Source organism: Pseudomonas sp. p1(2021b) (assembly GCF_020151015.1).
GTDB lineage: Bacteria > Pseudomonadota > Gammaproteobacteria > Pseudomonadales > Pseudomonadaceae > Aquipseudomonas > Aquipseudomonas putida_K.
The window spans coordinates 4276833-4300771 of sequence record NZ_CP083746.1; the positions used below are offsets into that span (position 1 = coordinate 4276833).

The 23939-nt window shown below is 64.5% G+C and carries 23 protein-coding genes, 1 pseudogene and 1 riboswitch; of the genes and pseudogenes, 10 read left to right on the forward strand and 14 right to left on the reverse strand.

What is annotated here, in order from left to right; genetic code table 11:
• Window positions 1-37: 37 nt before the first annotated feature.
• The 4 genes from K8374_RS19940 to K8374_RS19955 all read right to left on the reverse strand — a co-directional run bounded on the left by K8374_RS19940 (window position 38) and on the right by K8374_RS19955 (window position 8345).
• Complete coding sequence (locus K8374_RS19940; protein ID WP_224456900.1) at window positions 38-2752, reverse strand: LuxR C-terminal-related transcriptional regulator; 2715 nt, start codon at window positions 2750-2752, stop codon at window positions 38-40.
• A gap of 319 nt (window positions 2753-3071) precedes the next feature.
• Entirely contained in the window at window positions 3072-4436 is a 1365-nt protein-coding gene (locus K8374_RS19945; protein WP_084858558.1) for a DUF1329 domain-containing protein, read from the reverse strand.
• Between the two features lie 24 nt (window positions 4437-4460).
• Entirely contained in the window at window positions 4461-6350 is a 1890-nt protein-coding gene (locus K8374_RS19950) for a DUF1302 domain-containing protein (RefSeq protein ID WP_224456901.1), read from the reverse strand.
• Between the two features lie 312 nt (window positions 6351-6662).
• Complete coding sequence (locus K8374_RS19955; RefSeq protein ID WP_224456902.1) at window positions 6663-8345, reverse strand: fatty acid--CoA ligase; 1683 nt, start codon at window positions 8343-8345, stop codon at window positions 6663-6665.
• Window positions 8346-8653: 308 nt separating this feature from the next.
• Between K8374_RS19955 and K8374_RS19960 the strand changes: the two genes are divergently transcribed.
• The 3 genes from K8374_RS19960 (at window position 8654) to K8374_RS19970 (ending at window position 11511) form a co-directional block, all read left to right on the forward strand.
• Window positions 8654-9619, forward strand: coding sequence for a 2-hydroxyacid dehydrogenase (locus K8374_RS19960; protein WP_224456903.1), 966 nt, complete (start codon window positions 8654-8656; stop codon window positions 9617-9619).
• A 48-nt stretch (window positions 9620-9667) separates the two neighbouring features.
• Entirely contained in the window at window positions 9668-10666 is a 999-nt protein-coding gene (locus K8374_RS19965) for a class I SAM-dependent methyltransferase (RefSeq protein WP_224456904.1), read from the forward strand.
• Window positions 10667-10705: 39 nt separating this feature from the next.
• A riboswitch (yybP-ykoY riboswitch) is annotated at window positions 10706-10906 on the forward strand.
• Between the two features lie 23 nt (window positions 10907-10929).
• Window positions 10930-11511 carry a TMEM165/GDT1 family protein gene (locus K8374_RS19970; protein WP_196154629.1) on the forward strand — a complete coding sequence of 194 codons (582 nt, stop codon included), beginning with the start codon at window positions 10930-10932 and terminating at the stop codon, window positions 11509-11511.
• Window positions 11512-11606: 95 nt separating this feature from the next.
• Here K8374_RS19970 and K8374_RS19975 read toward each other — a convergent pair whose 3' ends face one another.
• Window positions 11607-12422, reverse strand: a complete 816-nt coding sequence (locus tag K8374_RS19975; protein ID WP_224456905.1) for a M48 family metallopeptidase — start codon at window positions 12420-12422, stop codon at window positions 11607-11609.
• Window positions 12423-13752: 1330 nt separating this feature from the next.
• Here K8374_RS19975 and K8374_RS26575 point away from each other — a divergent pair.
• Window positions 13753-13812 (forward strand): annotated as a pseudogene (locus K8374_RS26575) (hypothetical protein); the annotation flags it as partial.
• A gap of 198 nt (window positions 13813-14010) precedes the next feature.
• Window positions 14011-14715, forward strand: a complete 705-nt coding sequence (locus K8374_RS26580; RefSeq protein WP_411969660.1) for a methyl-accepting chemotaxis protein — start codon at window positions 14011-14013, stop codon at window positions 14713-14715.
• 66 nt (window positions 14716-14781) lie between these two features.
• Here the strand turns inward: K8374_RS26580 and K8374_RS19985 are convergent, their stop codons facing one another.
• From K8374_RS19985 to K8374_RS19995, 3 genes are read right to left on the reverse strand one after another with little or no spacing between them, the layout of a single operon-like run.
• Window positions 14782-15402, reverse strand: a complete 621-nt coding sequence (locus K8374_RS19985) for an SOS response-associated peptidase (RefSeq protein WP_224456907.1) — start codon at window positions 15400-15402, stop codon at window positions 14782-14784.
• A gap of 13 nt (window positions 15403-15415) precedes the next feature.
• On the reverse strand, window positions 15416-15676 hold the full coding sequence (locus K8374_RS19990; protein ID WP_084858568.1) for a putative signal transducing protein: 261 nt from the start codon (window positions 15674-15676) through the stop codon (window positions 15416-15418).
• Complete coding sequence (locus K8374_RS19995; RefSeq protein ID WP_084858569.1) at window positions 15676-15861, reverse strand: CPXCG motif-containing cysteine-rich protein; 186 nt, start codon at window positions 15859-15861, stop codon at window positions 15676-15678. Before K8374_RS19995 ends, K8374_RS19990 begins: the two co-directional genes overlap by 1 nt.
• A gap of 121 nt (window positions 15862-15982) precedes the next feature.
• On the opposite strand from K8374_RS19995, the gene K8374_RS20000 reads away from it, so the two are divergent.
• Entirely contained in the window at window positions 15983-17152 is a 1170-nt protein-coding gene (locus K8374_RS20000) for a 1-acyl-sn-glycerol-3-phosphate acyltransferase (RefSeq protein WP_224456908.1), read from the forward strand.
• Window positions 17153-17202: 50 nt separating this feature from the next.
• Here the strand turns inward: K8374_RS20000 and K8374_RS20005 are convergent, their stop codons facing one another.
• A complete protein-coding gene (locus K8374_RS20005; RefSeq protein ID WP_084858571.1) occupies window positions 17203-17463 on the reverse strand; it encodes a hypothetical protein in 261 nt (86 codons plus the stop codon).
• Between the two features lie 166 nt (window positions 17464-17629).
• Here K8374_RS20005 and K8374_RS20010 point away from each other — a divergent pair, with 166 nt between their 5' ends.
• Window positions 17630-17836: a hypothetical protein gene (locus K8374_RS20010; RefSeq protein ID WP_224456909.1), complete on the forward strand. Its 207-nt coding sequence runs from the start codon at window positions 17630-17632 to the stop codon at window positions 17834-17836.
• A gap of 108 nt (window positions 17837-17944) precedes the next feature.
• On the opposite strand, the gene K8374_RS20015 is transcribed toward K8374_RS20010, so the two are convergent.
• Window positions 17945-18529, reverse strand: a complete 585-nt coding sequence (locus K8374_RS20015) for a YajG family lipoprotein (protein WP_224456910.1) — start codon at window positions 18527-18529, stop codon at window positions 17945-17947.
• Window positions 18530-18672: 143 nt separating this feature from the next.
• On the opposite strand from K8374_RS20015, the gene K8374_RS20020 reads away from it, so the two are divergent.
• Window positions 18673-18906, forward strand: a complete 234-nt coding sequence (locus tag K8374_RS20020; RefSeq protein WP_224456911.1) for a hypothetical protein — start codon at window positions 18673-18675, stop codon at window positions 18904-18906.
• 601 nt (window positions 18907-19507) lie between these two features.
• Window positions 19508-21016 carry a malate dehydrogenase (quinone) gene (mqo, locus tag K8374_RS20025; protein WP_084858575.1) on the forward strand — a complete coding sequence of 503 codons (1509 nt, stop codon included), beginning with the start codon at window positions 19508-19510 and terminating at the stop codon, window positions 21014-21016.
• 153 nt (window positions 21017-21169) lie between these two features.
• On the opposite strand, the gene K8374_RS20030 is transcribed toward mqo, so the two are convergent.
• The 4 genes from K8374_RS20030 to K8374_RS20045 all read right to left on the reverse strand — a co-directional run bounded on the left by K8374_RS20030 (window position 21170) and on the right by K8374_RS20045 (window position 23133).
• Window positions 21170-21460: a PA4642 family protein gene (locus tag K8374_RS20030; RefSeq protein WP_224456912.1), complete on the reverse strand. Its 291-nt coding sequence runs from the start codon at window positions 21458-21460 to the stop codon at window positions 21170-21172.
• A gap of 69 nt (window positions 21461-21529) precedes the next feature.
• The gene (locus K8374_RS20035; protein WP_224456913.1) at window positions 21530-22000 is read right to left on the reverse strand and encodes a hypothetical protein; all 471 of its coding nucleotides are present in this window, start codon (window positions 21998-22000) and stop codon (window positions 21530-21532) included.
• Window positions 22001-22099: 99 nt separating this feature from the next.
• Window positions 22100-22573: a WbuC family cupin fold metalloprotein gene (locus K8374_RS20040; protein ID WP_224456914.1), complete on the reverse strand. Its 474-nt coding sequence runs from the start codon at window positions 22571-22573 to the stop codon at window positions 22100-22102.
• Between the two features lie 2 nt (window positions 22574-22575).
• Window positions 22576-23133 (reverse strand): hypoxanthine-guanine phosphoribosyltransferase, encoded by a 558-nt coding sequence (locus tag K8374_RS20045; protein ID WP_084858579.1) that lies wholly within the window; start codon window positions 23131-23133, stop codon window positions 22576-22578.
• A 165-nt stretch (window positions 23134-23298) separates the two neighbouring features.
• Between K8374_RS20045 and upp the strand changes: the two genes are divergently transcribed.
• Window positions 23299-23937 carry a uracil phosphoribosyltransferase gene (gene upp, locus K8374_RS20050; protein ID WP_028691132.1) on the forward strand — a complete coding sequence of 213 codons (639 nt, stop codon included), beginning with the start codon at window positions 23299-23301 and terminating at the stop codon, window positions 23935-23937.
• Window positions 23938-23939: the final 2 nt, after the last annotated feature.

The window sequence follows — 23939 nt, forward strand, 5'->3', positions numbered from 1 at the left end:
AAAAATGAGGGCGCGATGACGCCGGCAGCGAGGGTGGTCAGACAAGCAACCCGAGCGACTTGGCCTTGGCCACCGCCTGGGTGCGCCGCTCCACGCCGAGCTTGCTATTGATGTGGCTGGCATGGGTCTTGACGGTATGCAGGGAGATGAACAGCCGCTCGCTGATCTGCTGGTTCGAGCAGCCCTGGGCAATCAGTTCGAGCACCGCCAGCTCGCGACCGCTGAGCGCTTCGGTACTTTCGTTGGCCGCTACCGGGCGCGGCAGGCTCGCCAGCAGGTCGACCTGGACGAGACAGGCCGGGCGCGCCGCCAGTTGCTCGCGCAGCCATACCGGGTGCGCCTCGAGCAACCGTTGGAAGGGCTGCAGCACCCCACCCCGCGCCGCCTCCAACGCCTTGGGCAGCAGCGCTGCGGCCTGCCCCTCCTGGCCTTGGGCAAGCAACTGTGCCATCCAATGGCACAGGGCGCAGACCACCAGCATCAGGCCGCCGCTGCCCTCGCCACGGCTCACCAGCGCCTGCAGACGCCCGCTGGCCTCCTGCGAGCGGCCCAGGACGCCATCGAGCAGGGCCTGCTGCAATTCGATATGCAACGGCAATAACGGGTGGAACTCTGGCGCCGCTGCCGGTTGTTCACCGCCGTAGGTCTGGCCCAGGCGTAGAAGCCAGGATTCGGCGAGGTCCGTGCGCCGCTGGGCAAGCCACAGCTCGCACTTCACCAGGGTGATCATGGCCAGGTAGAAGATCGGCGGCACATCCCAGATATGCATCAGCCGCTCGGCCTCGGCCAGTTCGGCGAAAGCCTCGGCAAAACGCCCTTCGCGACCGTCGAGCGAGGCGATCACGCAGTGGCCGATCAGCACGCTGATGTCGCGACAGGCCCGTGCCTCGCTGAGCCCGGCGCGCAATCGGGCACGACCCTGGGCAGGTTGCAGGCGGGTGACCAGCAGGTAGCCCTCATACAAGGTCAGCCTGGCCCGCACGGCATACAGGCGCTGGCCCGACAAACCCTGCAGGCGCTGCAGCCCCTGGCGGACTTCGTCCAGAGCACGCAGCACCTCGCCCCGCGCATGCAGGACCCGCGCGCGGTCATAGTGGGCCAAGGCCTCGAACAACGGGTTGCCGACCCGCTGCGCCAGCTCCAGGGCCTCGCGGTTCCAGCCACGTGCGCGCCAGAAGTCACCGTCGGCGATCGCCAGGTTGGACAAGGTCGACAGGCACACCAGGCGCTGGCCGTAACGCTTGTACGGCAGGCTCTGCAGCGCTTCGCCGCAGTAGTCCAGGGTCCGCTGGCGATCCCCCCGCCCCCGGGCGATCACACCGCTCAGCGCCAGCCACTGGGCCAGCATGGATTTTTGCGCAGTGGCCGAGGGCGCCGGCAGGAAGCGGCTGAGGTGAGCGGCCAGCTCCTCGGCCGCGTCCAGCTGGCAGGCCAGGCCCAGGGCCCAGCTGTACAGCACGATCAGCCGCGGCGTGCTGATCAGCAGGCTGTCGGGCAGGTCCATCTTCCAGCGCAGCAACATGCCGACATTTTGTTCGGCCAGCAGTTGTTCCTCGGAAAGGCTTTGCACCAGGTCGGCGGCCACGTCCAGGTGGCCGGCGCGCAGGGCCTGTTCGACCGCCTCGTCCAGCAGCCCGTGGGCCTGGAACCAGCGGCAGGCCCGTAGGTGCAGGGCAGCCAGCGGCTCGCTGGCCTGGCGGCTGCGCAACAGGTCGGAGAACAGATGATGGTAACGGAACCAGTGGCCATGTTCGTCCAGCGGCACCAGGAATACCTGGTGGGCCTGCAGGTAATGCAGGATGCCTAGGCTATCGTCGCGCTCGCGCAGCGCGTCGCACAACTCGGCGCAGAAACGCTCCTGGCAGGCGGTGTCGTAGAGGAAGGCCTGTACGTGCGCCGGCAGGATCTCGATGACCTCTTCGAGCAGGTAGTCGCGAATCAACCCTTCGCCACCGTGCAAGGCCTGGGGCAAGGCGTTGTCCTCGCCCGACTCGCTGGCCGCCAGTTGCCAGAAGCGCAGCCCGGCGACCCAACCGTCGCTGCGCTGGATCAGGTTGTCCAGGGCCTGGCCGCGCAAGCCCGTCGGTTGGCGGCCGATCACCGCCAGGGCTTCGTCGGGCGTCAGGCGCAGGTCTTGCTCGTTGAGCTCGACCAATTGGCGCGACAGGCGCAGCCGCGCCAGGTGCCAGTCAGGCCGTTGACGGCTGGTGACCAGCAGCATCAGCCCGTTTGGCAGATGGTTGAGGAAGAACTGCAGGCAGCGGTCAAGCACTGCCCCCTGGGCCAGGTGGTAGTCATCCAGCACCAGCAACACGGGCGACTCAGGCTGCAGGTAGAGGGCCAGTTCGTCGAGCAGACCGTCGAGCCACTCTTCGAAGGCGAACGGCTGGTGGCGCTGGCGCATCTTCAGAAGGCCCATGGCCTGGCCGCCAAGTGCCGGACAGAATTGCTGGAGCCCTTCGAGCAGGCGTTCGAGGAAGCGCCCCGGGTCGGCGTCCCGCTGGCTCAGCCCGAGCCATAGGCTGCGCCAATGGGCCGGCAGGGCCTGGCAGAACTCGATGGCCAGGGAACTCTTGCCGAAACCTGCCGGGGCATTGACCAGCAGCAGGCGCCCACTCAAGCCCGCGTGCAGCCGCTGGCACAGGCGCGACCTGGGGACATGCCCCTCCGGCAGCGGTGGCCGGAAGAAACGCCCGTCCAGCAGGCCCAGGGCCTGGCTGGCGAATCCATGCGTACGGGACAGGTCTGTCATGGCCGGCTCGTTCTGGGGTGGAGGACTATGGCAGTACGGATTGTTGCGAGACTAGCGGGTAACGCGGCGCATTTGAAGATGATGGGCGCGTCGGGCGAGGAAAAGACTACAACAAAAAGAAACAAGACCGATGGCGGGAATGGGTAGGTATTGGATGCATGAATGGGCGTTAGGGTAGGTCTTGAGATGGGTGCTGCCGGTGCGATCGAGCGCCGCGCGGGCGGCGCTCGATCTCACCGGCACCAAAGCTGCTACGGCGAACCGCGTGCATCACCAAAGGGCTGCGAAGCAGCCCCGTGGCTTCACACCCTGACGAACCTCAACGCACGCCATCCTGGCGCAGCGCCGCAGGCTGGAACTCGCTGCGGCTGGCACTGAAGCCGAAGTCGTAGGCGCGCTTTTCCTCGTTCTTCATGCCCAGCGCCAGGTAGCGGCCCGATTGCAGGTCGTAGATAGCCTCCAGCGTGTACCACGGCACCTGGACGTTGTAGTAGTCCTGGGCATGGGCCTCCGATACCCGCCACAACTGGCCACGGCCGTCGTACTGGTCGATCACCGCGGCCTGCCAGGTGTCCTCGTCGATGTAGAAGTCACGCTTGGCATAGATGTGCCGCTGGCCCGGCTTCAAGGTTGCGACCACATGCCAGACGCGGCGCAGCTCATAGCGGGCCAGGTCCTGGTTGATGTGCCCGGGCTTGAGGATGTCCGCGTACTTGAGCGTCGGCGAGTCGAGCTTGTAGGCGTTGGAGGCGATGTACATCTCCTTCTTGCCCTCGAGCTTCCAGTCGTAGCGGTCCGGCGCCCCGTTGTACATGTCCAGGTTGTCGGAAGTACGCAGGCCGTCGGCCGCGGTGCCCGGGCCGTCGTAGGAAACCTGCGGGGCCTGGCGCACACGGCGCTGGCCGGCGTTGTAGATCCACGCCTTGCGCGGCTCCTTGACCTGGTCGAGGGTCTCGTGAACCAGCAGCACGGTGCCCGCCAGGCGCGCCGGGGCGGTGACCTTCTGCTTGAAGTAGAACAGGATGTTGCCCGGATTGTTCGGGTCGTAGTCCTTCATGCGGTCACGGAAGACGAACTGGTCCTGGAAGTACACCAGGCTGTACGAACCGTTCTGCTGTGGCGTGGCCTGGGTGACCAGGCGTGTGACGCTGCCGCCTCGGTAGCGGGTGATGTGGTTCCAGATCACCTCCAGGCCGGTCTTGGGAATCGGGAATGGCACCGCAGTGCGGAAGTCCTTCAGGCCGTTGCCGCCTTCGACCAGGGTGGTCTTGGTGGCGTTCTCCTTGATGGCGGCGAACACTTCATCGGGCACGGTGGCGCCGCGATGGGTCTTGTACACCGGGATCTTGTAGGTGTCCGGGTAGCGCTTGAACATCGCCAGCTGGCCGGGGGACAGCTTGCTCTTGTACTGGTCGACGTTCTGCGCGGTGATGGTGTACAGCGGCTGCTCGCCCGCGTACGGGTCGGAGAGGAACCCCTTGGCATCGGCGCTGCCCGCGGTCTTGGACAGCGGCTGCCAGGGGCCGATGGTACCGTCGGCGTTGCCGGCCTTCTCCGCGCCCATCGGGGTCAGGGTCGTGCCCAGCTTGGCCGCCTCGTCGGCGGATACCGCAGCCATGACGCTGGTCGCCAGCAGGGACAGGCCCAACACACCGGCTTGCAGCAGACTTCTGGTCTTGTTCATTGTCGTCGTCCTGGATCAGTGTTCTTAGAAGTTCACGCCAAAGCTGAGGGCGATGAAGTCACGGTCGTCCACGGTGGTGTACTTGCCGTCGAAGAAGTTGGTGTACGACAGGCTCGCCGTATAGGTGTTCTGGTACTCGGCATCCAGGCCCAGGCTGATCGCCTTGCGGCCTTCCTCGAAGTTGCCCCCTGGGCCGGGCGAGTAGCCCGAGACGTCATGGGACCAGGCCACGTTGGGCTTGAGGTTGACCCCGGCGAAGACGTCGTTGTAGTCCCAGATGGCGCGGGCGCGATACCCCCAGGAGGTGGTGGTCGCGTAGCCGTCGTTCTCGCACTTGCGGCTGAGGTTGGCGGTCGAGGTATCCAGGCCCGAGTTGCCCAGGGTGCTGCCATTGAGCAGCTCGCAGGTGTTGAACGGGCCGGTGGCCGGCAGCGGGCCAGGCCCATAGACCGGGTCGCGGCCATAGCGGGCCTTGCTCGAGCTTTCCAGGCCGCCGATATGGGTCACGCCGATTTCACCCACAACGGTCAGGCGGCTGGCGCCCATCACTTGATCGAAGAAGTGCGTGAAGGTGGTCTGGAACTGGGTGATTTCCTTGCGCCGGTAGCCATGCAGGTCCTGGCCCGGGGTGCCGGTGAGCACCGAGGCGTTGCTGTACGGTGGCACCCCGATCGGGCCCACGCCAGCGAACAGGATGTCGGTGGTGTTCAGCTGCACCGGAGCGTTGGGCCGGTAGCTCAGTTCGCCGCTCCAGGCCGTACCGGTCGGCAGCGTGGTCGAGAAGCTCAGGCCGTACAAGCGGATGTCTTCGGGGTATTCGATGAAGTATTCCGAGTTGCCGGCGACGATCAGCGGTGCAAGACCGGCGAACGGGCCACCCAGCAAGGCGCGCGCGCGGTCGTAGGTCGCCTGGGATGCACCGCTGGCACTGAAGATCGGCGCGCGGCTGTGGTAGTTCATGAAGTAGGCGCCGAACTCGGTATCCAGCGGTTCGAACATGTAGCGGAACGCGACGCCGAACTGGCCGCTGTCACGGGCGTCGCGGTCAGCGCCACGGCGCACCAGCACGCCTTCTTCGTTGATGTCCACGCCCTGGCTGTTGAGGAACGGCACCGCGGTAGGGATCGCCCGGCTGCTGGCCAGCACACGCAGGTTGTCGGTGCAGCCGTCGGCCACGATGTCCGGCTGGGAGAAGAAGGTGCCGCAGTTGTCGACGACGGTCTGGTCCCACTCGATCTGGTAGAAGGCCTCGGCCGACAGGTTGTCGGTCAGGCTCTGGGACACATAGAACATGTTGACCGGAATCAGGCCTTCCTTGATTTCCGCGCCTGGGCGGCGAAACGCCGCCACGTCGATCGGGTTGACCGCGTTGATGCCGCCGCCGATGAAGGTACTTTCGCCCCAGCTGACCACCTGCTTGCCCAGGCGAACCGTACCTGGCAGGTCGGCGATGCTGTAGTTGTGGTAGACGAACGCATCGAGCAGCTCGGCGCCGGACGACTTGGCGCCTTCCTTGCGGTTGGAGTCGCTGATGTCCTTGAACTGGCGATGTTCGTCCTTGAGTTCGAAGTCGTACCAGTACTTGCCCCGTACGAACACGCCGGTGTCGCCGTACTTGAGCTCCAGGTCATGGATACCCTTGAAGATCTTCGAGAAGGTCTCGCCCTTCTTGAAGTTCAGGTGGCCATCGTCGGAGGTCTGGGACAGGCCCTTGCCGCCGTTGTTGGCACCGATCAGGTTCTTGTTCGGGTTGGCCGTCGACCAGCTGGCACCGATGGAGAGCGACGAATCGAACTGGCCTTCGATCTCACCGATATTGAAACTGACACCGAACGCGGGACTTGCGAGCGTGGAAGCGAGGCTGACGGCCAGGGGCAGCTTGGCCCGGCGCCAGAACAGGTTTGCAGATGTCATCGACGCTACTCCATGTACTTTATTGTTATGGCAGTGAGTCCTTCCAGAAACGGCCCGGGCGACCGGTGTGCAGGCTTTCGCCCACGGCGCTGCGACTTGCACGCAGCGCCCTCCCCCATTCCTGAAAATCCCCTGGCCCCGACTATAGCCAGCAGGCACAGGTGCTTGATCCCTCTAAAGTGTGATTTGACTGCACCCGCTGCAATGGCGGCCCGCAGGCCACGGCAAGCATGGCGCAATTCCTGCGTTTTACAAGCCGCCAGCCGCTCTGCAATGCGGGTCGCGTGGCAGTGCACGCGACCGGCACGTTTGTTAGAGGGTCGACAGGAAGGTGCTGTTGCTGGCCTGCCATTGGAGGATGTCCTGGCGGATGCGCTTCTTGTCGAGCTTGCCGACACTGGTCTTGGGAACTTCGGTAACAACGGCGATCTGGCTGGGGATCGCCCACTTGTTGATATGGCCCTGCTCGACGAACGGCTTGAGGTGCTCCTTGAGCGCCTTGGCGTCGATCGCCTGGCCTTCGCGCAGTACCAGCAAGGCGAACGGCCGCTCGCCCCATTGCGGGTCGGCGATGCCGACCACCGCCACCTCACGGACCGCCGGGTGCCGGCTGATCAGGTCTTCCAGGTCCAGCGAAGAAATCCATTCACCACCGGTCTTGATCACATCCTTGATGCGGTCGCGGATATCGATGTAGCCCATGCCGTCGAGGGTGGCGACATCGCCGGTATGCAGCCAGCCCCCGGCCCAGAGCTCCTCGCTCTTTTGCGCTTCCTTGAAATAGCCCATGGTCAGCCACGGGGCACGCAACACCAGCTCACCCTGGGTTTCCCCGTCGGCGGGCAGGAAGTTGCCCTCGCCGTCGACGATCGCCGCCTCCACCAACGGGACCGGCACGCCGGCCTTGATCCGGTAGGAAATGCGCTCGTTCTCGCTACCCGCCTGCAGTTCGTCGTTCAGGTGCGCGCAGGAGATCAGCGGGCAAGTCTCGGACATGCCGTACGCCGCGGTGAGCTGGATGCCCCGGGCCAGGGCCGCCTCGTACAGCGCGCGGTTCAGCGCACTGCCGCCGATGATGATCTTCCAGCCGCCGAAGTGTTCACCCTGGCCGGTTGGGCAGTTGAGCAGCATCTGCAGGATGGTCGGCACGCAGTGGGAGAAGGTGACTTTTTCCTCGCGCCACAGCTTGAGCAGCATGTCCGGCTCGTAGCGCCCCGGGTAGACCTGCTTGAGGCCGAGCATGGTGGCGGCGTAGGGAATGCCCCAGGCATGCACGTGGAACATTGGGGTGATGGGCATGTACACGTCATTGCTGCCCAGCAGGCGCACGCTGTCGATGCTGCCGGTCACCGACGCTTCGGCCAGGGTGTGCAGCACCAGTTGGCGGTGGGTGAAGTACACACCCTTGGGGTTGCCGGTGGTGCCGGTGGTGTAGAAGGTGGTGGCCACCGAATGCTCGTCGAAGTCGGGGAAGTCGTAGTGCGGGCTGGCGGCGGCCAGCAGTTGCTCGTACTCGCCGACCAGGTTGGGCAGGTCGGCGTGCTTGTCGGGGCCATCGGTCAGCAGCAGGGTCTTGTCCACCGTGGTCAATTGGTCGGCAATGGCCTGGTAGAGCCCGACGAAGTCGCTGTTGACCAGCACGAAGCGGTCCTCGGCATGGTTCATGGTGTAGAGGATCTGCTCCGGCGACAGGCGCACGTTGATGGTATGCACCACCGCGCCGATCATCGGGATGGCGAACATGCATTCGAGGTACCGGTGGCTGTCCCAGTCCATCACCGCCACGGTGTCGCCGGCCTTGACCCCGGCCTCGGTCAGCACGTTGGCCAGGCGTGCGATGCGCTCGACCAGTTGGGGGTAGGTCAGGCGCAACTGGTCGCGATAGACGATCTCGCGGGTCTTTTCGTAGCGCCCGCCGGACATCAGCAGGCGCTTGATCAGCAAGGGGAAGGTATAGGCGCCCTCGGTGGGCTGGATGATACGCGTCTGCAACATGGGTATCCCTTTTCTGCAATGCGGGCCGGAGAAGTCTGGCCGTTACTGTAGAACGCTGCTGCATCGGTCAAATCAGCCGAAGGAATGATTTGCCGGGCGCAAGGTATGAGTGGCCAGGTGCCGTGCGCTTGACACATCGCCTGCCCGCCGTCAGGTTGATAAACCTTGTGGGAGACAGCACAGCCCTTCTTGTGGAGGCGGGCTTGTCCCGCGATTGCCGCCTGGCAAGGGCTTCGCCCTTGATCGCGGGACAAGCCCGCTCCTACAAGGGTATGCGAAACCAGAACCTACCAGCCTCGGAGCCTGCCATGCCCAGCCCGCGTCGCGCCGTATTCCTCGATCACCAGTCCCTGGACCTCGGCGATCTCGACCTCTCGCCCCTGCATGCGCAGTTCGACGAGCTTCAGCTGTATGCCTCGACCCGCCCGGACCAGGTCGCCGAACGCCTGCGGGACGCCACCGCGGTGATCAGCAACAAGGTGATGATCGATGCCGCGGCGATGGAGGCCAACCCGCAGCTGCAATTGATCCTGGTCGCCGCCACCGGCACCAACAACGTCGACCTGGCCACCGCGCGCCTGCGTGGCGTCACGGTGTGCAATTGCCAAGGCTATGGCACGCCGTCGGTCGCCCAACACACCCTGGCCCTGCTGCTGGCACTGGCCACGCGCCTGTGCGACTACCGCCAGGCCGTCACCGACGGGCGCTGGGCCGCGGCCAGCCAGTTCTGTTTGCTGGATTTTCCCATCGTCGAACTACAGGGCAAGACCCTCGGCCTGCTCGGCCATGGCGAACTGGGCGGCGCGGTGGCACGCCTGGCCGAGGCCTTCGGCATGCGCGTGCTCAGCGGGCAGATTCCCGGCCGCCCGGCCCGCGCCGAACGCCTGCCGCTGGACGAGCTGCTGCCCCAGGTCGATGCGCTGACCCTGCACTGCCCACTCAACGATCACACCCGCCACATGATCGGCGCCCGCGAACTGGCGCTGCTCAAGCCCGGCGCCCTGGTGGTCAACACCGCCCGCGGCGGGCTGATCGACGAGCAGGCCCTGGCCAATGCCCTGCGCAGCGGCCACCTGGGCGGTGCAGCCACCGACGTGCTGAGCGTCGAGCCACCGGTCAACGGCAACCCACTGCTGCAGGCGGACGTACCGCGCCTGATCGTCACACCCCACAGTGCCTGGGGCGCGGTGGAGTCGCGCCAGCGCATCGTCGGCCAATTGAGCGAGAACGCCCAGGCATTCTTCGCCGGCCAACCACGGCGTGTGGTCGGCTGAAGCCAGGGCCTCTGGTACACTGCGCCACTTTTTCAGGAGACGCCGTCCATGGACCCGCGCAGTGAAGTGTTGCTTCGTCAGGCCGAACTGTTCCAAGGCCCGTTGCTGCTTGCCGGGCTCCCTGCCGATGACCTGCTCGGCCAATTGCCGGGTGCCCGCGGCTGGTCCTGGCATGCCGGCGACCAAGCGCTGCTCGACAGCCGTTTCGCAGGCCGCAGCCATTATGGCGTCGAGGTGCCGGACGTCGCGTTCGAGGCCGCCGTGCTGTTCCTGCCCAAGTCCCGCGAGCTGGCCGCCTATCTGCTCAACGCCCTGGCCTCGCGCCTGGCCGGCCGCGAGCTGTACCTGGTAGGCGAGAAGCGCGGCGGCATCGAAGGCGCGGCCAAGCAGCTGCAGGCCTTCGGCAAGCCACGCAAGCTCGACAGCGCCCGGCATTGCCAGCTGTGGCAGGTGACCGTGGATAACGCGCCGCAAGCCAAACCGCTGGAAAGCCTGGCCGAGCGCTTCGAGTTGCCGCTCGCCGACGGCCCGCTGCAAGTGGTCAGCCTGCCCGGTGTGTTCAGCCATGGCCGACTGGACCGCGGCACTGCCCTGTTGCTGCAGCACCTGGACAACCTGCCGGTCGGCCACGTGCTGGACTTCGGCTGCGGCGCCGGAGTGCTGGGCGCAACGGTCAAACGCCGTTACCCACAGAGCCAGGTCACCCTGCTTGACGTGGATGCCTTCGCAGTGGCCAGCAGCCGCCTGACCCTGGCGGCCAACGGCCTGGACGCCGAGGTGATCAGCGGCGATGGCATCGATGCCGCGCCCACCGGGCTGGCCCTGATCCTGAGCAATCCGCCGTTCCATACCGGCGTGCACACCAATTACCAGGCATCGGAAAACTTGCTGCGAAAATCAGGCGAGCACCTGCAAAAAGGCGGCGAAATGCGTCTTGTCGCCAACAGCTTCCTGCGCTACCAGCCACTGATCGAAGGGGCCCTGGGCAACTGCCGGACCTGCGCCGAGGCGGACGGTTTCCGTATCTACCAGGCAACACGCGATTAAAAACAGGGCTTGCCGAAACCCGTACTACTAGGCAGAATCCGCACCGTCCTAGGGGAGTAGTCTCCCGCGAGCGCCCAGCTCGCCTGGCACGCGTCAACACACTTGGCCCACAGGCCATGGCGCGTGCGACCCAAGCTCCATAGAGAGCGATCCGCACCGCCGGATCACGGGTTTGACAAGACCTATGACACGCACACCTTACCCGGGGCGGGGAGGTCGTACGTGTCATAGCCGTGTCGGCCCGCCCCGTAGGAATCCTGATGCTGGAATCGTTGCTCGTCCCCACCGCCATCGTTGCCCTCGCCGAGATCGGCGACAAGACGCAATTGCTCGCACTCATCCTCGCCGCCCGTTTCCGCAAGCCTTGGCCGATCATCGCCGGCATCATCGCCGCCACCCTGGCCAACCATGCCGCCGCCGGTGCCGTAGGCGCCTGGGTCAGTAGTTTCTTCAGCGACACGGTATTGCACTGGATCCTGGCTGCGAGCTTCGCCGCCACAGCCTTGTGGACCCTGGTACCGGACAAGATGGACGATGATGAGAACAGCGCCGCACGCCGCTTCGGCCCGTTCGTCACGACCTTGATCGCGTTCTTCCTGGCCGAGATCGGTGACAAGACCCAGGTGGCCACGGTCATGCTGGCGGCCCAGTATCCTCACCTGATCATGGTCATCATCGGCACCACCCTGGGCATGCTGATCGCCAACGTGCCGGTGGTATTGGCGGGTAACTTCGCGGCGGAAAAACTGCCGCTGACCCTGATTCGTCGCCTGGCAGCGACGGCGTTCTTCGTGCTGGCCATCGTCGCGGTGTATTCGGCGATGAAGGCCAGCGGTTGGGTCTGAGACAGGGGGCGCTTTGCGCCCCTTTCGCGGCACAAGGCCGCTCCAGGATCTTGCGCAACCCTGGAGCGGGCTTGTGCCGCGATGGGCTTCTTTGTTTACTTCCGAGCCGCCTCATACAGCGGCATCACCTTCGGAATCGCCGCCTGCAGCGAAGCGATCCGGCTGCTGGATGCCGGGTGGGTGCTCATGAACTCGGGCGGCGCGCCGTTCGATGCCTGGTCCATCTTGTTCCACAAGGTGATCGCGGCATTCGGGTCGTAGCCGGCACGGGCCGCCAGTTCCAGGCCGATCAGATCAGCCTCGTTCTCGTTGGAACGGCTGTTGGGCAGGGTCATGGCGTAGTTGACCACGGTATCGGCCAGCGCCATGCCCCCCTGGCCCAGGCCGAACAGGGCTCCGGCGCCCTGGCGCGCCATTTCCACGCCATAGGCCTTGGACATCGCCTCGCGGCCATGCTCACGCAGGGCGTGGGCGATTTCATGGCCCAGCACCGCGGCGATCTCGGCATCGGTGAGCTTCAGTTTATCCATCAGGCCGGTATAGAAGATGATCTTGCCGCCTGGGCCGCAGTTGGCGTTGAGCTCATCGCTCTTGATCAGGTTGACCTCCCAGTTCCATTGCGCGGCATCGGGCCGGAACTTCGGCGCCTGGGCGATCAGGCGGTCGGCGATGGCCTGGATGCGCTTGGCCTTGGCGCTGGTCTTGTCCAGTTCACCCTTGGTCGACGCCTCGCTGAGGGTCTGCTGGTAGGACTGGGCATACATCTGGTTGACCTGGTCGGTCGAGAGCATGCTGAACATGTACTGCTGACGGTCCACACCCACGGCACCACCACTGGTGGTATTCACCGCCTGGCAACCGGCCAGCAGGATACTGGTGCCCAGCAGGCTGGCAACGAATGATCTACGCATGAAAACACTCCCTTTCTACATGCCGCGTATCCTAGGCCGAGTCGCCTGGCCTCGCCAGAGCCGCAGGGAAGATTTATCCGCGCCCCCTCATGCTTTGGTATTACCCCGCCGATAACCCGGGATAACGACCCTCCTGAGTGCGCGGTGCCCCATGAAGTTCAAGTCGATCCAGTTTTCCGTGGCAGCCCTTGCCGGCGCCATCGTGTTGAGCATTGTCGCGGCCCTGGTGCTGTATGCCGTGTATGCCGGCGAACGCACCCAGGCGCTGGTGCAGGAGCGCACCCGCCAGCAGTTCGAGAGCGTGATCGAGCAACGCCTGGCCGCCCTCGCCCGCACCCAGGTCAGCGAGATCCAGCGCGGCCTCGAAGCGCCCCTGCTGATCGCCCGCAGCATGGCCACCAGCAACGCGATGATAGGCATGCAAGGTGCTGACGGCCAGCCGCTGATGCGCATCGACCGCGAGCACCTGGCCAACCAGCTCAAGCGCACCGTGGAAGTCAACCCGACGGTGCTCGGCGCCTACCTGGGCTGGGAGCCCAACGCGCTGGACCACGACGATGCGCGCTATGTCGGCAGCAACCTGGTGGGCGTCGACAGCGCCACCGGCCGCTTCCTGCCCTGGTGGTTCCGCAATGGTGACGGCAGCCTCGGCCAGGACAAGCTGATCGATGTCGACGACCACACGGTGTTGGCCACCGGCGTGCGTGCCAGTGAGTACTACCTGTGCCCGAAGGAGTCGAAAAAGGCCTGCGTGATCGACCCGGCGCCGTACAAGGTCGGCGACAAGACCGTCATGCTCGCCTCCTTCGTCGAACCGATCCTGGTCAACGGCCAGTTCCAGGGCATCGCCGGTGCCGACCTGTCGGTGGACTTCATCCAGGACCTGCTCAATGCCGCCGACCAGCAGCTGTACGGCGGCGCCGGCGAACTGGCCCTGGTATCGAGCAATGGCCGCCTGGTGGCCTACACCCGCGACGCATCCAAGTTCGGCGAAAAGGCCGATGACGTACTGGACGCCGAGCAGGCCGGTACGCTGAAGAACCTGAGCGGCGAAGACCTGCACTACGAAGTCGACGAGGCCAAGGACCGCATCGAGCTGTACCTGCCGTTCCGGGTCGCCAACACGGCTGCACGCTGGTCCCTGCTGCTGGAGCTGCCGCTGAGCACCGTCATGGCGGACGTGCACAAACTGCAGCAGGACCTGGCCGAGCAACGCCGTACCGATATCACCGGCATGACCCTGGTAGGCCTGGGCATCGCCGCCGTCGGCCTGCTGGTGATCTGGTTGCTGGCCCACGGCATCGCCCGCCCGCTGCGCCAGATGGTCGCCATGCTCGATGACATCGCCCAGGGCGAAGGCGACCTGACCCGTCGCCTGCACAGCGACCGCGCCGACGAACTGGGCGCCATCGCCAAGGGCTTCAACACCTTCCTGGCCAAGCTGCAGGCGATGATCAGCCAGGTGGTCGGCTCGGTGCAGAAGGTCAGTGACTCGTCGGAGCACACTGCCGACATCGCCATCCGCACCAACCAGGGCGTGCACAAGCAAATGGCCGAGATCGACCAGGTGGCCACTGCGGTGCAGGAAATGACCGCCACTGCACAAGACGTGGCACGCAACGCCACCCATGCCGCCCAGGCCGCGAACAACGCCGATCAGGCCGCCAACCAAGGCCTGCTGATCGTGCGCGACACGTCCCACTCGATCAGCGCCCTGGCCACCGAGATCGGCCGCGCGGTCACCGTGGTGCAGACCCTGGCCCGCGACAGCGAGAACATCAATGCGATCCTGGTGGCGATCCGCGCCATCGCCGAGCAGACCAACCTGCTGGCGCTCAACGCCGCCATCGAAGCCGCCCGAGCTGGCGAGCAGGGCCGAGGGTTCGCGGTGGTCGCCGACGAGGTGCGCAACCTGGCGCAGAAGACCCAGCAGGCCACCGAGGAAATCCAGCAGATGATCCAGCAGCTGCAACAGGGAACCCGTGAAGTGGTCCGGGTGATGGAAGACAGCCAGGGCAAGACCGACGACAGCGTGCAGCAGGCCAGCCGCGCCGCCGAAGCACTGGAAAGCATTACCCAGGCGGTGTCGGTGATCAATGACATGAACACCCAGATCGCCAGCGCTGCCGAGCAGCAGAGCGCAGTGGCCGAGGACATCAACCGCAACGTCATCAATATCGGCCAGGTGGCCGGTGAAGTGGCCGGCGGTGCGGACGAGTCCAGTCAGGCCAGTGCCGAGCTGACCAAGCTGGCCGAGCAGCAGCGCCGGTTGATCAATCAGTTCCGGGTCTGAGGAATCAGGCCCCAGCGCGGGTGTAGGAGCGGGCTTGTCCCGCGATTGGGGCGCAAAGCGCCCTCGTCAAGCCGGCGTCAGGCACTCCGGCCCATCGAGCTTCGGATCGTTGACGAAATGCGCCAGCGCCCGCTCGCGCAACGCTGCTGGCCGGCTGGCCAGCAGCTCATGCAAGCGCGCCAATGGTGTATCCGGGTCGAGCCAGGCCGCCTGCCCCGCTTCGTCGAGGATCAATGGCCGGCGCTGATTCATCGCCGCCTGGGTCACCACCGCGCAGCTCAGCCATACCTGGCCCTGCACCGGATATTCTTCCCACACCCCGGCGAAAAACAGTGATGCCCCCTCTCCCGGTGTGAGCCAGTACGGGCGCTTGCGCACGGTGCCGCGCCATTCGTAGAAGCCGTTGGCCGGCATCAGGCAGCGTCGCTGGCGAAAGGCGTCGCGGAACATCGGCTGCTCGGCCAAGGTTTCGGCGCGGGCCTGGGCCGGGGTGCGGGAAAGGTCGGTGAGCCACGCCGGGGTCAGCCCCCAGCGGGCCCTGGCCAGCTGCAGCTGGCCATCGAGCTGGCGCTGGATCAGCACCGAAGCGCCTGGGGCGATGCTCCATTGCGCCTGCTGGTCGGCGGGGTAGCCCGGCAAGGCGGCAAAGGCCGGGGACCAGCGAAACAGGGCGTAGCGTCCACACATGGCGATAAAAAACTCAGCAGATCAGGGTTCCGGGAAAACTCTCCGGTTCGTCGCCGGCAAGTGGCAGGGCCGCATTGTACGCATCGATCAGCTGCCGTGCGTACCCGGCCTGTTCATCAGGCACCGCCAGGCCCAGCAATCCCTGCATCGGCAATTCACCCACGCCGCCGACCAGGTCGCGCCCCACCAGGTGCACCTCGACGCCCTCGCTGGCGAGCATGCCCACCAGCAACTGCGCCTCCATCAGGCTTTCCGGTTCGTAGATCCGTTTCATCAAGCGTCATCCTCGCGTCGTGCTTCGAGCATCCATTCGTCACCATGCACCTGCAAGATGAACACGATGGGCTGGCAACAGACCTGGCAGTCTTCGGTATAGACCTGGTCGCCACCGGAAATGTCCACGGTGGTCTCCACCGTTTCGCCGCAATAGGGACAACGATAGAAGTCGATCTCCAGCATCGCGGCCTCCGCGCTGACTTATGCGTATAATTGCCGGTCTGTTTACAGGGCCTGCGTGTGTCCGAGCCGTTTTTCGGGCCCCACCCCTACTTATTACCCTAGCCGTTTCCAACAAGAGAGCATGATGGGCGAATTCGATGCCATCCGACCGTACGACGACGCTGAGGTGCCTGCTGTCCTGGCACGCCTGCTCAGCGACCCGGCATTCCTGGATATCCTCACCCACTTCCGCTTCCCGCGCGCAGCCGGCGCCTTCGGCTGGCTGCTCAAGCCGCTGATCGCCCGTCGCCTGCGCAAGGAGTTCGCCGGCGTCAAATGCGTCTCGACCCTGCAGGACAAGGTCGAGTACTACGTCGACCAGACCATCGAGCGAGCCACGGACGGCGTGACCTATTCCGGCGTCGAACAGCTCAAGTCGGGCACCGCCTACCTGTTCCTGGCCAACCACCGGGACATCGTCATGGACCCGGCCTTCGTCAATTACGCGGTGTACCACGCCGGCTTGCCGACGCCACGCATCGCCATTGGCGACAACCTGCTGCAAAAGCCCTTCGTCAGCGACATGATGCGCCTGAACAAGAGCTTCATCGTGCATCGCTCGCTGAGCGGTCGCCGGGAGAAGCTGGCCGCCTATCAGCTGCTGTCGGCCTACATCAACCACTCGATCCGCAATGATTGCGTATCGATCTGGATCGCCCAGGCCGAAGGGCGAGCCAAGGACGGCGACGACCGTACCGATTCGGCGATCCTCAAGATGTTCCACATGAGCCGCAAGGACGAGCCGTTCGGCGCGGTGATCCAGGGCCTGAACCTGATCCCGGTGTCGATCAGCTACGAGTACGACCCATGCGACCTGGCCAAGGCCCGAGAGCTGTACATCCGCGCGACCACCGGCACCTACAAGAAGGCGCCCGGCGAAGACGACAACAGCATCGCCCAGGGCATCACCGGCTACAAGGGCCGGGTCCACATCAATTTCGCGCCCCCGGTGACCGAGTACTACGAGGACACCAAGCAGCTGGCGCAAGAAATCGACCGGCAGATTCTCGGCGGCTATCGCCTGTTCCCGGTGCATTACCTGGCGTATGAGATGTGGAGCGAGGCAGACCCGGCCTTGCAGGTGCCGAGTGCGCAGCAGCTGTTCCCGGCCGAGGAGTTGGCCAAGGCCAAGGAAGAATGGCAGCGCCGCCTGGACGCCTGCCCGACCGAGCAGCAGCCGTACCTGGTGCAGCAGTACGCAACGCCGGTGCGCAACCAGTATCAGGTCAAGGCGCAAAGCCCGGTTGCCTGACAGGCTTGCCGTGGGTGCGGGCTCGCCCGCCCCACAGGGTTATCAGGTGTTCAGATCCAGGTGCTGAACCAGGACAGCAGCAGCGCCATGGCCAGGCAGGAAAAACCGAGGATGTAGTAATAGCGCGGCACGCGTTGACCGAAGGCATCGACCGCCACCTCGTCACTCACCACGCGCTCGCGCACCACCGCCTCTCGCCGCCGGGCACTGTGCAGCAACATGCCGCCCGGGCAGGTGATCAGCAGGGCAAGCAGGTTGATCAACTTGGCTGGATGGGCGGCCAGGAATCCCCAGAGCACTTGCAAGGACATCGCAACAACCTCGGTAAAGACAAAGAACGACAGCGAAGGCCGGCATTCTACCCAAGCCCGCCTCTGACGCCCGGTTTTTGCGACCAGCTGTCGTTAATTTCATCTGTCACACGCTCGTCATGAGAAGACGCCACTCTGTCGGCCTTTTCCTACAACGGAGCGAGACATGCTGCACGCCGAAAACCAGGACCGCCTCTATCTCGTCACCCAGAGCGATGAACAGCAGGCGCTGATCGACGGCTTAGCCATCAACGTCCAGGATCACCAGTGGTTGGTCTATTGCGCGCTGGGCGGCCATGCCCACCAGGACCTGCCGGAAGTCGACCCGGGCACAGGCCTGAGCGTGATCGATTTCCACATCGCCGCAGCCTGACGCCACATCTGCAAGGAGCGGCCTTACGCCGCCCCGACAATCGCCAGACACACAAAAAAGCCCGCCGCCGGATGACCGAGCAGCGGGCTTTTTATTAACGCGTAACGCTTATTCGCCCAGCACCTGACCGATGGTCGGGTCCTTGAACAGGCGGGTCAGGGCATCGCTGAGCACGTCACCCACCAGCTTGGTGTTGGTTTCCTGGTTCGGCGCCATGCCGAAGCGTTGGTCCAGCGAGGCGCCGTAGCGGCCGCTGTAGCGGCGGTTGGCGTTGGACACGTCGGCACGGAAGGTGGCGCCAATGGTGGCTTCGGTCACGTACAGGTTGTCCTTGGGCGACTGGTACTTGAGCTCGGCCAGGGTCACGGTCAGCTGCGGGGCATTGTAGGCGTTGGGCGTCGGGGTGAAGCCGAGCAGGCGCACCGCCGCCTCGGCCTGGGCCTGCAGCTTGGGCACGATGTCATTGCCACTGACGCTGATGGTGCTGGTTTCAGGGTACATGCCACCGCGGGTGCCCAGGGACTGCGAAGCACGCCCGTCGACCACCTTGACCACCACCGGCTGGCCACGACCGACCGGGTTGAGCTGGGCGGTGAGCTTGGGTTGCGGGCTGAGTTGTTGCGGGCTGTGGGCACAACCGACCAGGCTCAGGCTGGTCACCGCGATCAAACCGAACAACAGTCGTTGCAACATGCGCGTTTCTCCAGAAAATGCGGCAAAGGCCCACAGTATACCCAGTCGCGCGCGAACCAGTCATCGGAGCGGGCGCGCTGTCACATTGGTTTCATGCCCTGCACCTATCCTGTGGCCAGACCGAACGAACAGGATCGCTCGCCATGGCCTCGCTCTGGAACCTGCTTTTCTCCCGCCCCCGCCAGAACACCTACGCCCGCCTCGACGCCGACGGCAGATGCCTTGGGTTCATGCACTGCACTCGGCTGCCCGACGGCAGCAGCTGGGTCCAGGTCAACGAAGCGCACCTGGGCTGGCTGGGCCAGCCACTACCGGCCAGTGCCCGGGTTTGCGCACGCGCAAGCCGTCGCTGGCAACAACGCACCCTGCCGGCCTGACAAACGCAGCAATAAAAAGCCATTAAGCGCACCTTTCTGCCCGCGACATCGTTATAATCTCCCCCCGATTATAAGGACGTCTCCTGATCGGGCCCCGCATCGCCGTTGACCACGGCACCTTCGACGCTTCGCCCACAGAGAGCCTTCCACTCAGGTCTTGCATCGGCTGTCGTGCCTGCTGTTCCCGGCCTTCGCACTGCATGAACCTGTGGGTTGCCATCGCGCAGTCCCTTTTGAGGTTCACGTTCCAAAAGAACGTGAAAAAACGGGTTTTTCAAACTTCACAAGAGTGTGGCGAGCAAAATGAACAGTCTGGCATGTGCAAAAGCGACAGATGCGTCCCGAACAGCCTCGAACAGACGACAACAGCCTTCATCCTCGATGGGGTGCTGAGGCCGGTCCATACCGCACGGCGGACACCTTGACCATAAGTCGCATTGCCGCACCCGTGGCAAACGGCGTTCACTATGTGAACACCAAGACTGAATTGGCAGTGTCCGCGGAAGTGGCAAGAACTGCGAAGAGTCGGACATGGCGATCCTGGCCACCCCAGTGATCCTATGCTGTCAATTAGGTGCTGTAGATTGTGGAGACGCGTTAAATGGCGCAGAACGAATCGGTTGATGTAGTACTGGTAGGCGCGGGCATCATGAGTGCCACCCTGGCCGTACTGCTCAAGGAACTCGACCCGTCGATCAAGCTGGAGGTCGTCGAGGCGATGGACTCCGGTGCCGCGGAAAGTTCCAACCCCTGGAACAACGCAGGGACGGGCCATGCTGGCCTGTGCGAGCTGAACTATACGCCCCAGGCCGCCGATGGCAGCATCGACATCAAGAAGGCCGTGCATATCAATACCCAGTTCGAGGTGTCCCGCCAGTTCTGGGCCTATCTCATTCGCAAGGGCGGCTTCGGCTCGCCACGCGCCTTCATCAACCCGGTGCCGCATTTGAGCTACGTCGAAGGCGACAAGGGCGTTGCGTTCCTCAAGAAGCGCTTCGAGCTGCTCAAGCAGCATCACGCCTTCGCCGAGATGGAGTACACCGAAGACAAGGCCGTGATGAACGAGTGGATGCCACTGATGATGCCAGGCCGCCCAGCCGACCAGCACATCGCCGCCACCCGCGTGATCAAAGGTACCGACGTCAATTTCGGCGCCCTGACCAACAAGCTGCTCAAGCAACTGGGCAACTGCCCGGACGCCCAGGTCAAGTACAGCAAGAAAGTCGTCGGCCTGCGTCGCAACGGCAGCGGCTGGACCGTCAGCATCAAGGACGTCAACAGCGGCGGCAGCCGTGAAGTCGATGCCCGCTTCGTGTTCCTCGGCGCCGGCGGTGCGGCCCTGCCGCTGCTGCAGATGTCCGGTATCCCCGAGAGCAAGGGCTTCGGTGGCTTCCCGGTCAGCGGCCAGTGGCTGCGCTGTGACAACCCGGAGATCGTCAAGCAGCACCAGGCCAAGGTCTACAGCCAGGCTGCGGTCGGCGCGCCGCCCATGTCGGTCCCGCACCTCGATACCCGCGTGGTGGATGGCAAGAAGTCCCTGCTGTTCGGCCCGTACGCAGGCTTCACCACCAAGTTCCTCAAGCATGGCTCCCTGCTCGACCTGCCGTTGTCGGTACGTATGGGCAACATCGGCCCGATGCTGGCCGTGGCCCGCGACAACATGGACCTGACCAAGTATCTGGTCAGCGAAGTGATGCAGTCGATGGAACAGCGCCTGGAGTCCCTGCGCCGCTTCTACCCTGAAGCCAAGGCCGAGGACTGGCGCCTGGAAGTCGCCGGCCAACGCGTGCAGATCATCAAGAAGGACCCGAAGAAGGGCGGTATCCTGCAGTTCGGTACCGAGCTGGTGTCGGCCCAGGATGGCAGCCTCGCGGCGCTGCTCGGCGCCTCGCCAGGCGCTTCGGTGACCGTGTCGATCATGCTCGAGCTGATCGAACGCTGCTTCCCCGAGCAGGCCAAGGGTGCCTGGGCTGCCAAGCTCAAGGAGATCTTCCCGGCCCGCGAGAAGGTCCTGGCGACCGATGCTGCGCTCTATCACAAGATCAGCGCGCAGAACGACGAAGCGCTGGAAATGGTCGAGGACAGCAGCCCGGCGCAGCACTACGCCTGAGTCGGCCTGCAACGAAAAAACGCCCTTCGGGGCGTTTTTTGTGGCTGATGTATCGGTGTCAGCCCTATCGCGGGACAGGCCCGCGTCTACAGGTGTACGAGTACCTGGTGGGAGCGGGCTTGCCCCGCGATAGGGCCGGTACAGGCCTACATCTCAGCCTCGGGCGTTATTGATGATCTCGATGTACTCGGCCGCATTACGCTGGTCGGCAATCAGCTCGACGAAGGTCTTGCCCTGTTCGTCCTTGCCGTCCAGGTCCAGGCCAGCCTCGACGAAGAAGCCGACGAAGCGCTCGAAGTCGTCGACGCGCAGGCCACGGTAGGCTTTGACCAGCTTGTGCAGCGAAGGCGAGGTCAGCGCATCGGCCGGCTCGAACCGAAGGAACGTCTTGACGTAGTCGTCGCTGATCTCGTCACCAATCACCTGCTTCTTGTCTTTACGCATTGCCGACTCCAAGTGGACCATCACGGACATTTCAAAGGCCGGCAGTGTACCCCTCGTGGGCCACGGGCCTCAACGCGTACGAACGGTGCCGGTATGCAGGTCGGCCCACACGTGGCCGTTGGGGTAGGTGAGAAACTGCACGTACAGGGTTTCGTTGCGCAGCAGATCCATGATCACGCGGTAGTTGGCCATCGGGTAGCTCAACGTCAAGGTCCGCGTTTTCTCATCGTAGGCAGGCTTCTTCAGGCTCTTGCCGCCTTCCCCATCGAAATTGACCAGCACCTGGCTGATGGTCGCCCCCTTGCTCAGCGGCTTGCCCTTCAGACGCAGCAACAGCGAGGAGGTGATCGGGATCGGTTGCTGGTCGGACTGGCGCTGGATGCCGGCCACCACCGAATAGTCGGTGACCTGCAACAATTGCTGAGCCGAAGGGGCTTGCTGGCGCAGGGTCAGATCGTCGGGCGGCAGGAATTGGCCATGCAACGGTGCCGCGGACAGCGGCAGGCTCACCACCAGCAGGAAGGGAAGAATCGCACGCATGTGAGGCTCCTTGGCAGGGAGGAGCACTCTAGCATGGTGCTGGGCGCAAGCGCGTGGGGACGCGTTGCGCCGCGAAAGGGCCGCAACGCAGCCGCGGAATCACTCGAACTGCGTGCGCATCCAGGCGTGGTACTCGGCCACGCCTTCTTCGCCTTCGCGCGGCGCCCAGTGGGCATGCTCGCCCCCGCCCACCGGCCGATACGGTCCGGCCTTGCACTCGAACAGAATGCTGTCGGCCTCCAGCACCACCAGCCCATGGTAGGTGCCTGGCGCCAGGTCGACGCCCAGGCAATCGCCCCCGGCCGCCAATACGCGCTTGTCGATCACCACGCCATGGTCGTCGAAGATCAGCAGGCCAAGGCGCCCCTTGAGCACGATCAATGCCTCGGCCTTGTCATCGCTCAGGTGACGATGGGGCGGGATGTAGGTGGTCGGTTGCAGGCCGACGGCCATCCGGTGGCAGGGCTCTTCCATCTGGTGGAAGTTGTGGTGCTGGCGGCCGCGCGGGTTGCCGGCGGCCTTCTGCGCCAACCCGGCAAACAGCGTGTGGTCGATGAATGCGGGCTGGCGCATGGTCACAGGCCCTTGACGGCGAAGATGCCGTTGGCGTTGCGCCAGTAGCCTTTGTAGTCCATGCCGTAGCCGAAGATGTAGCGGTCGACGCACGGCAGACCCACGTAGTTCGCCTTCAGGTCCGGGCTGGCCTTGCGGTCGTGGTCCTTGTCGATCAGCACGGCGGTGTGCACCGAGCGGGCACCGGCATGCTTGCAAAAGTCGATGATGGCGCTGAGGGTATGGCCTTCGTCGAGGATGTCGTCGACGATCAACACGTCGCGGTCAATGAACGAGATCTCGGGCTTGGCTTTCCAGAACAGTTCGCCGCCGCTGGTTTGGTTGCGGTAGCGCGAAGCGTGCAGGTAGGAGGCTTCCAGCGGGAACTGCAGGTGGGTCAGCAGCTTGCCGGCGAAGATCAGGCCGCCGTTCATGACGCAGAAGACCACCGGGTTCTTGTCGTGCAGGTCTTGGCAGATCTGCTGGCCGACCTTGGCGATGGCCGCTTCGACCTCGGCTTCGGTGTACAGGCAGTCAGCCTCGCGCATGACTTGACGGATATGCTCGAGATCGGCGGACATGGCGCTCTCCAGGGGGCTCGGAATTGGAAAAGCGGGCAAAGGTACGCATCCGCTCGTCACAGATCAAGCATTTATGGACTAACGTGCAGAATGACTGGACGACAGCTCAGGCTGAATAGATTAATCTAGCGCGGTTTTTTTGCCCGCCTCCCGGAGCCCTCCCCTATGCCTACTCGTGAGATCCGCCATCCGCTGATCCGCCACAAGCTCGGCCTGATGCGCCGTGCCGATATCAGCACCAAGAACTTTCGCGAACTCGCCCAGGAAGTCGGCGCCCTCCTGACCTATGAAGCCACCCAGGACCTGCCGCTCGAAACCTACGAGATCGACGGCTGGTGCGGTAAGGTGCAGGTCGAGAAGATCGCCGGCAAGAAGATCACCGTGGTCCCGATCCTGCGCGCCGGCATCGGCATGCTCGACGGCGTGCTCAGCCTGGTGCCGGGCGCCAAGGTGAGCGCCGTGGGCGTCGCCCGTAACGAGGAAACCCTCGAAGCGCACACTTACCTGGAAAAACTCGCGCCGGACATCAACCAGCGCCTGGCCCTGATCATCGACCCGATGCTGGCCACCGGCGGCTCGATGGTCGCCACCATCGACCTGCTGAAAAAGGCCGGCTGCAAGGAGATCCGCGCCATGGTCCTGGTCGCGGCCCCCGAAGGCATCGCCGTGGTGGAAAAAGCCCACCCCGACGTGCAGATCTACACCGCCTCGATCGACCAGCGCCTGAACGAACACGGCTATATCGTCCCAGGCCTGGGCGATGCCGGCGACAAGATCTTCGGCACCAAGCAGAAGGACGCCTGATC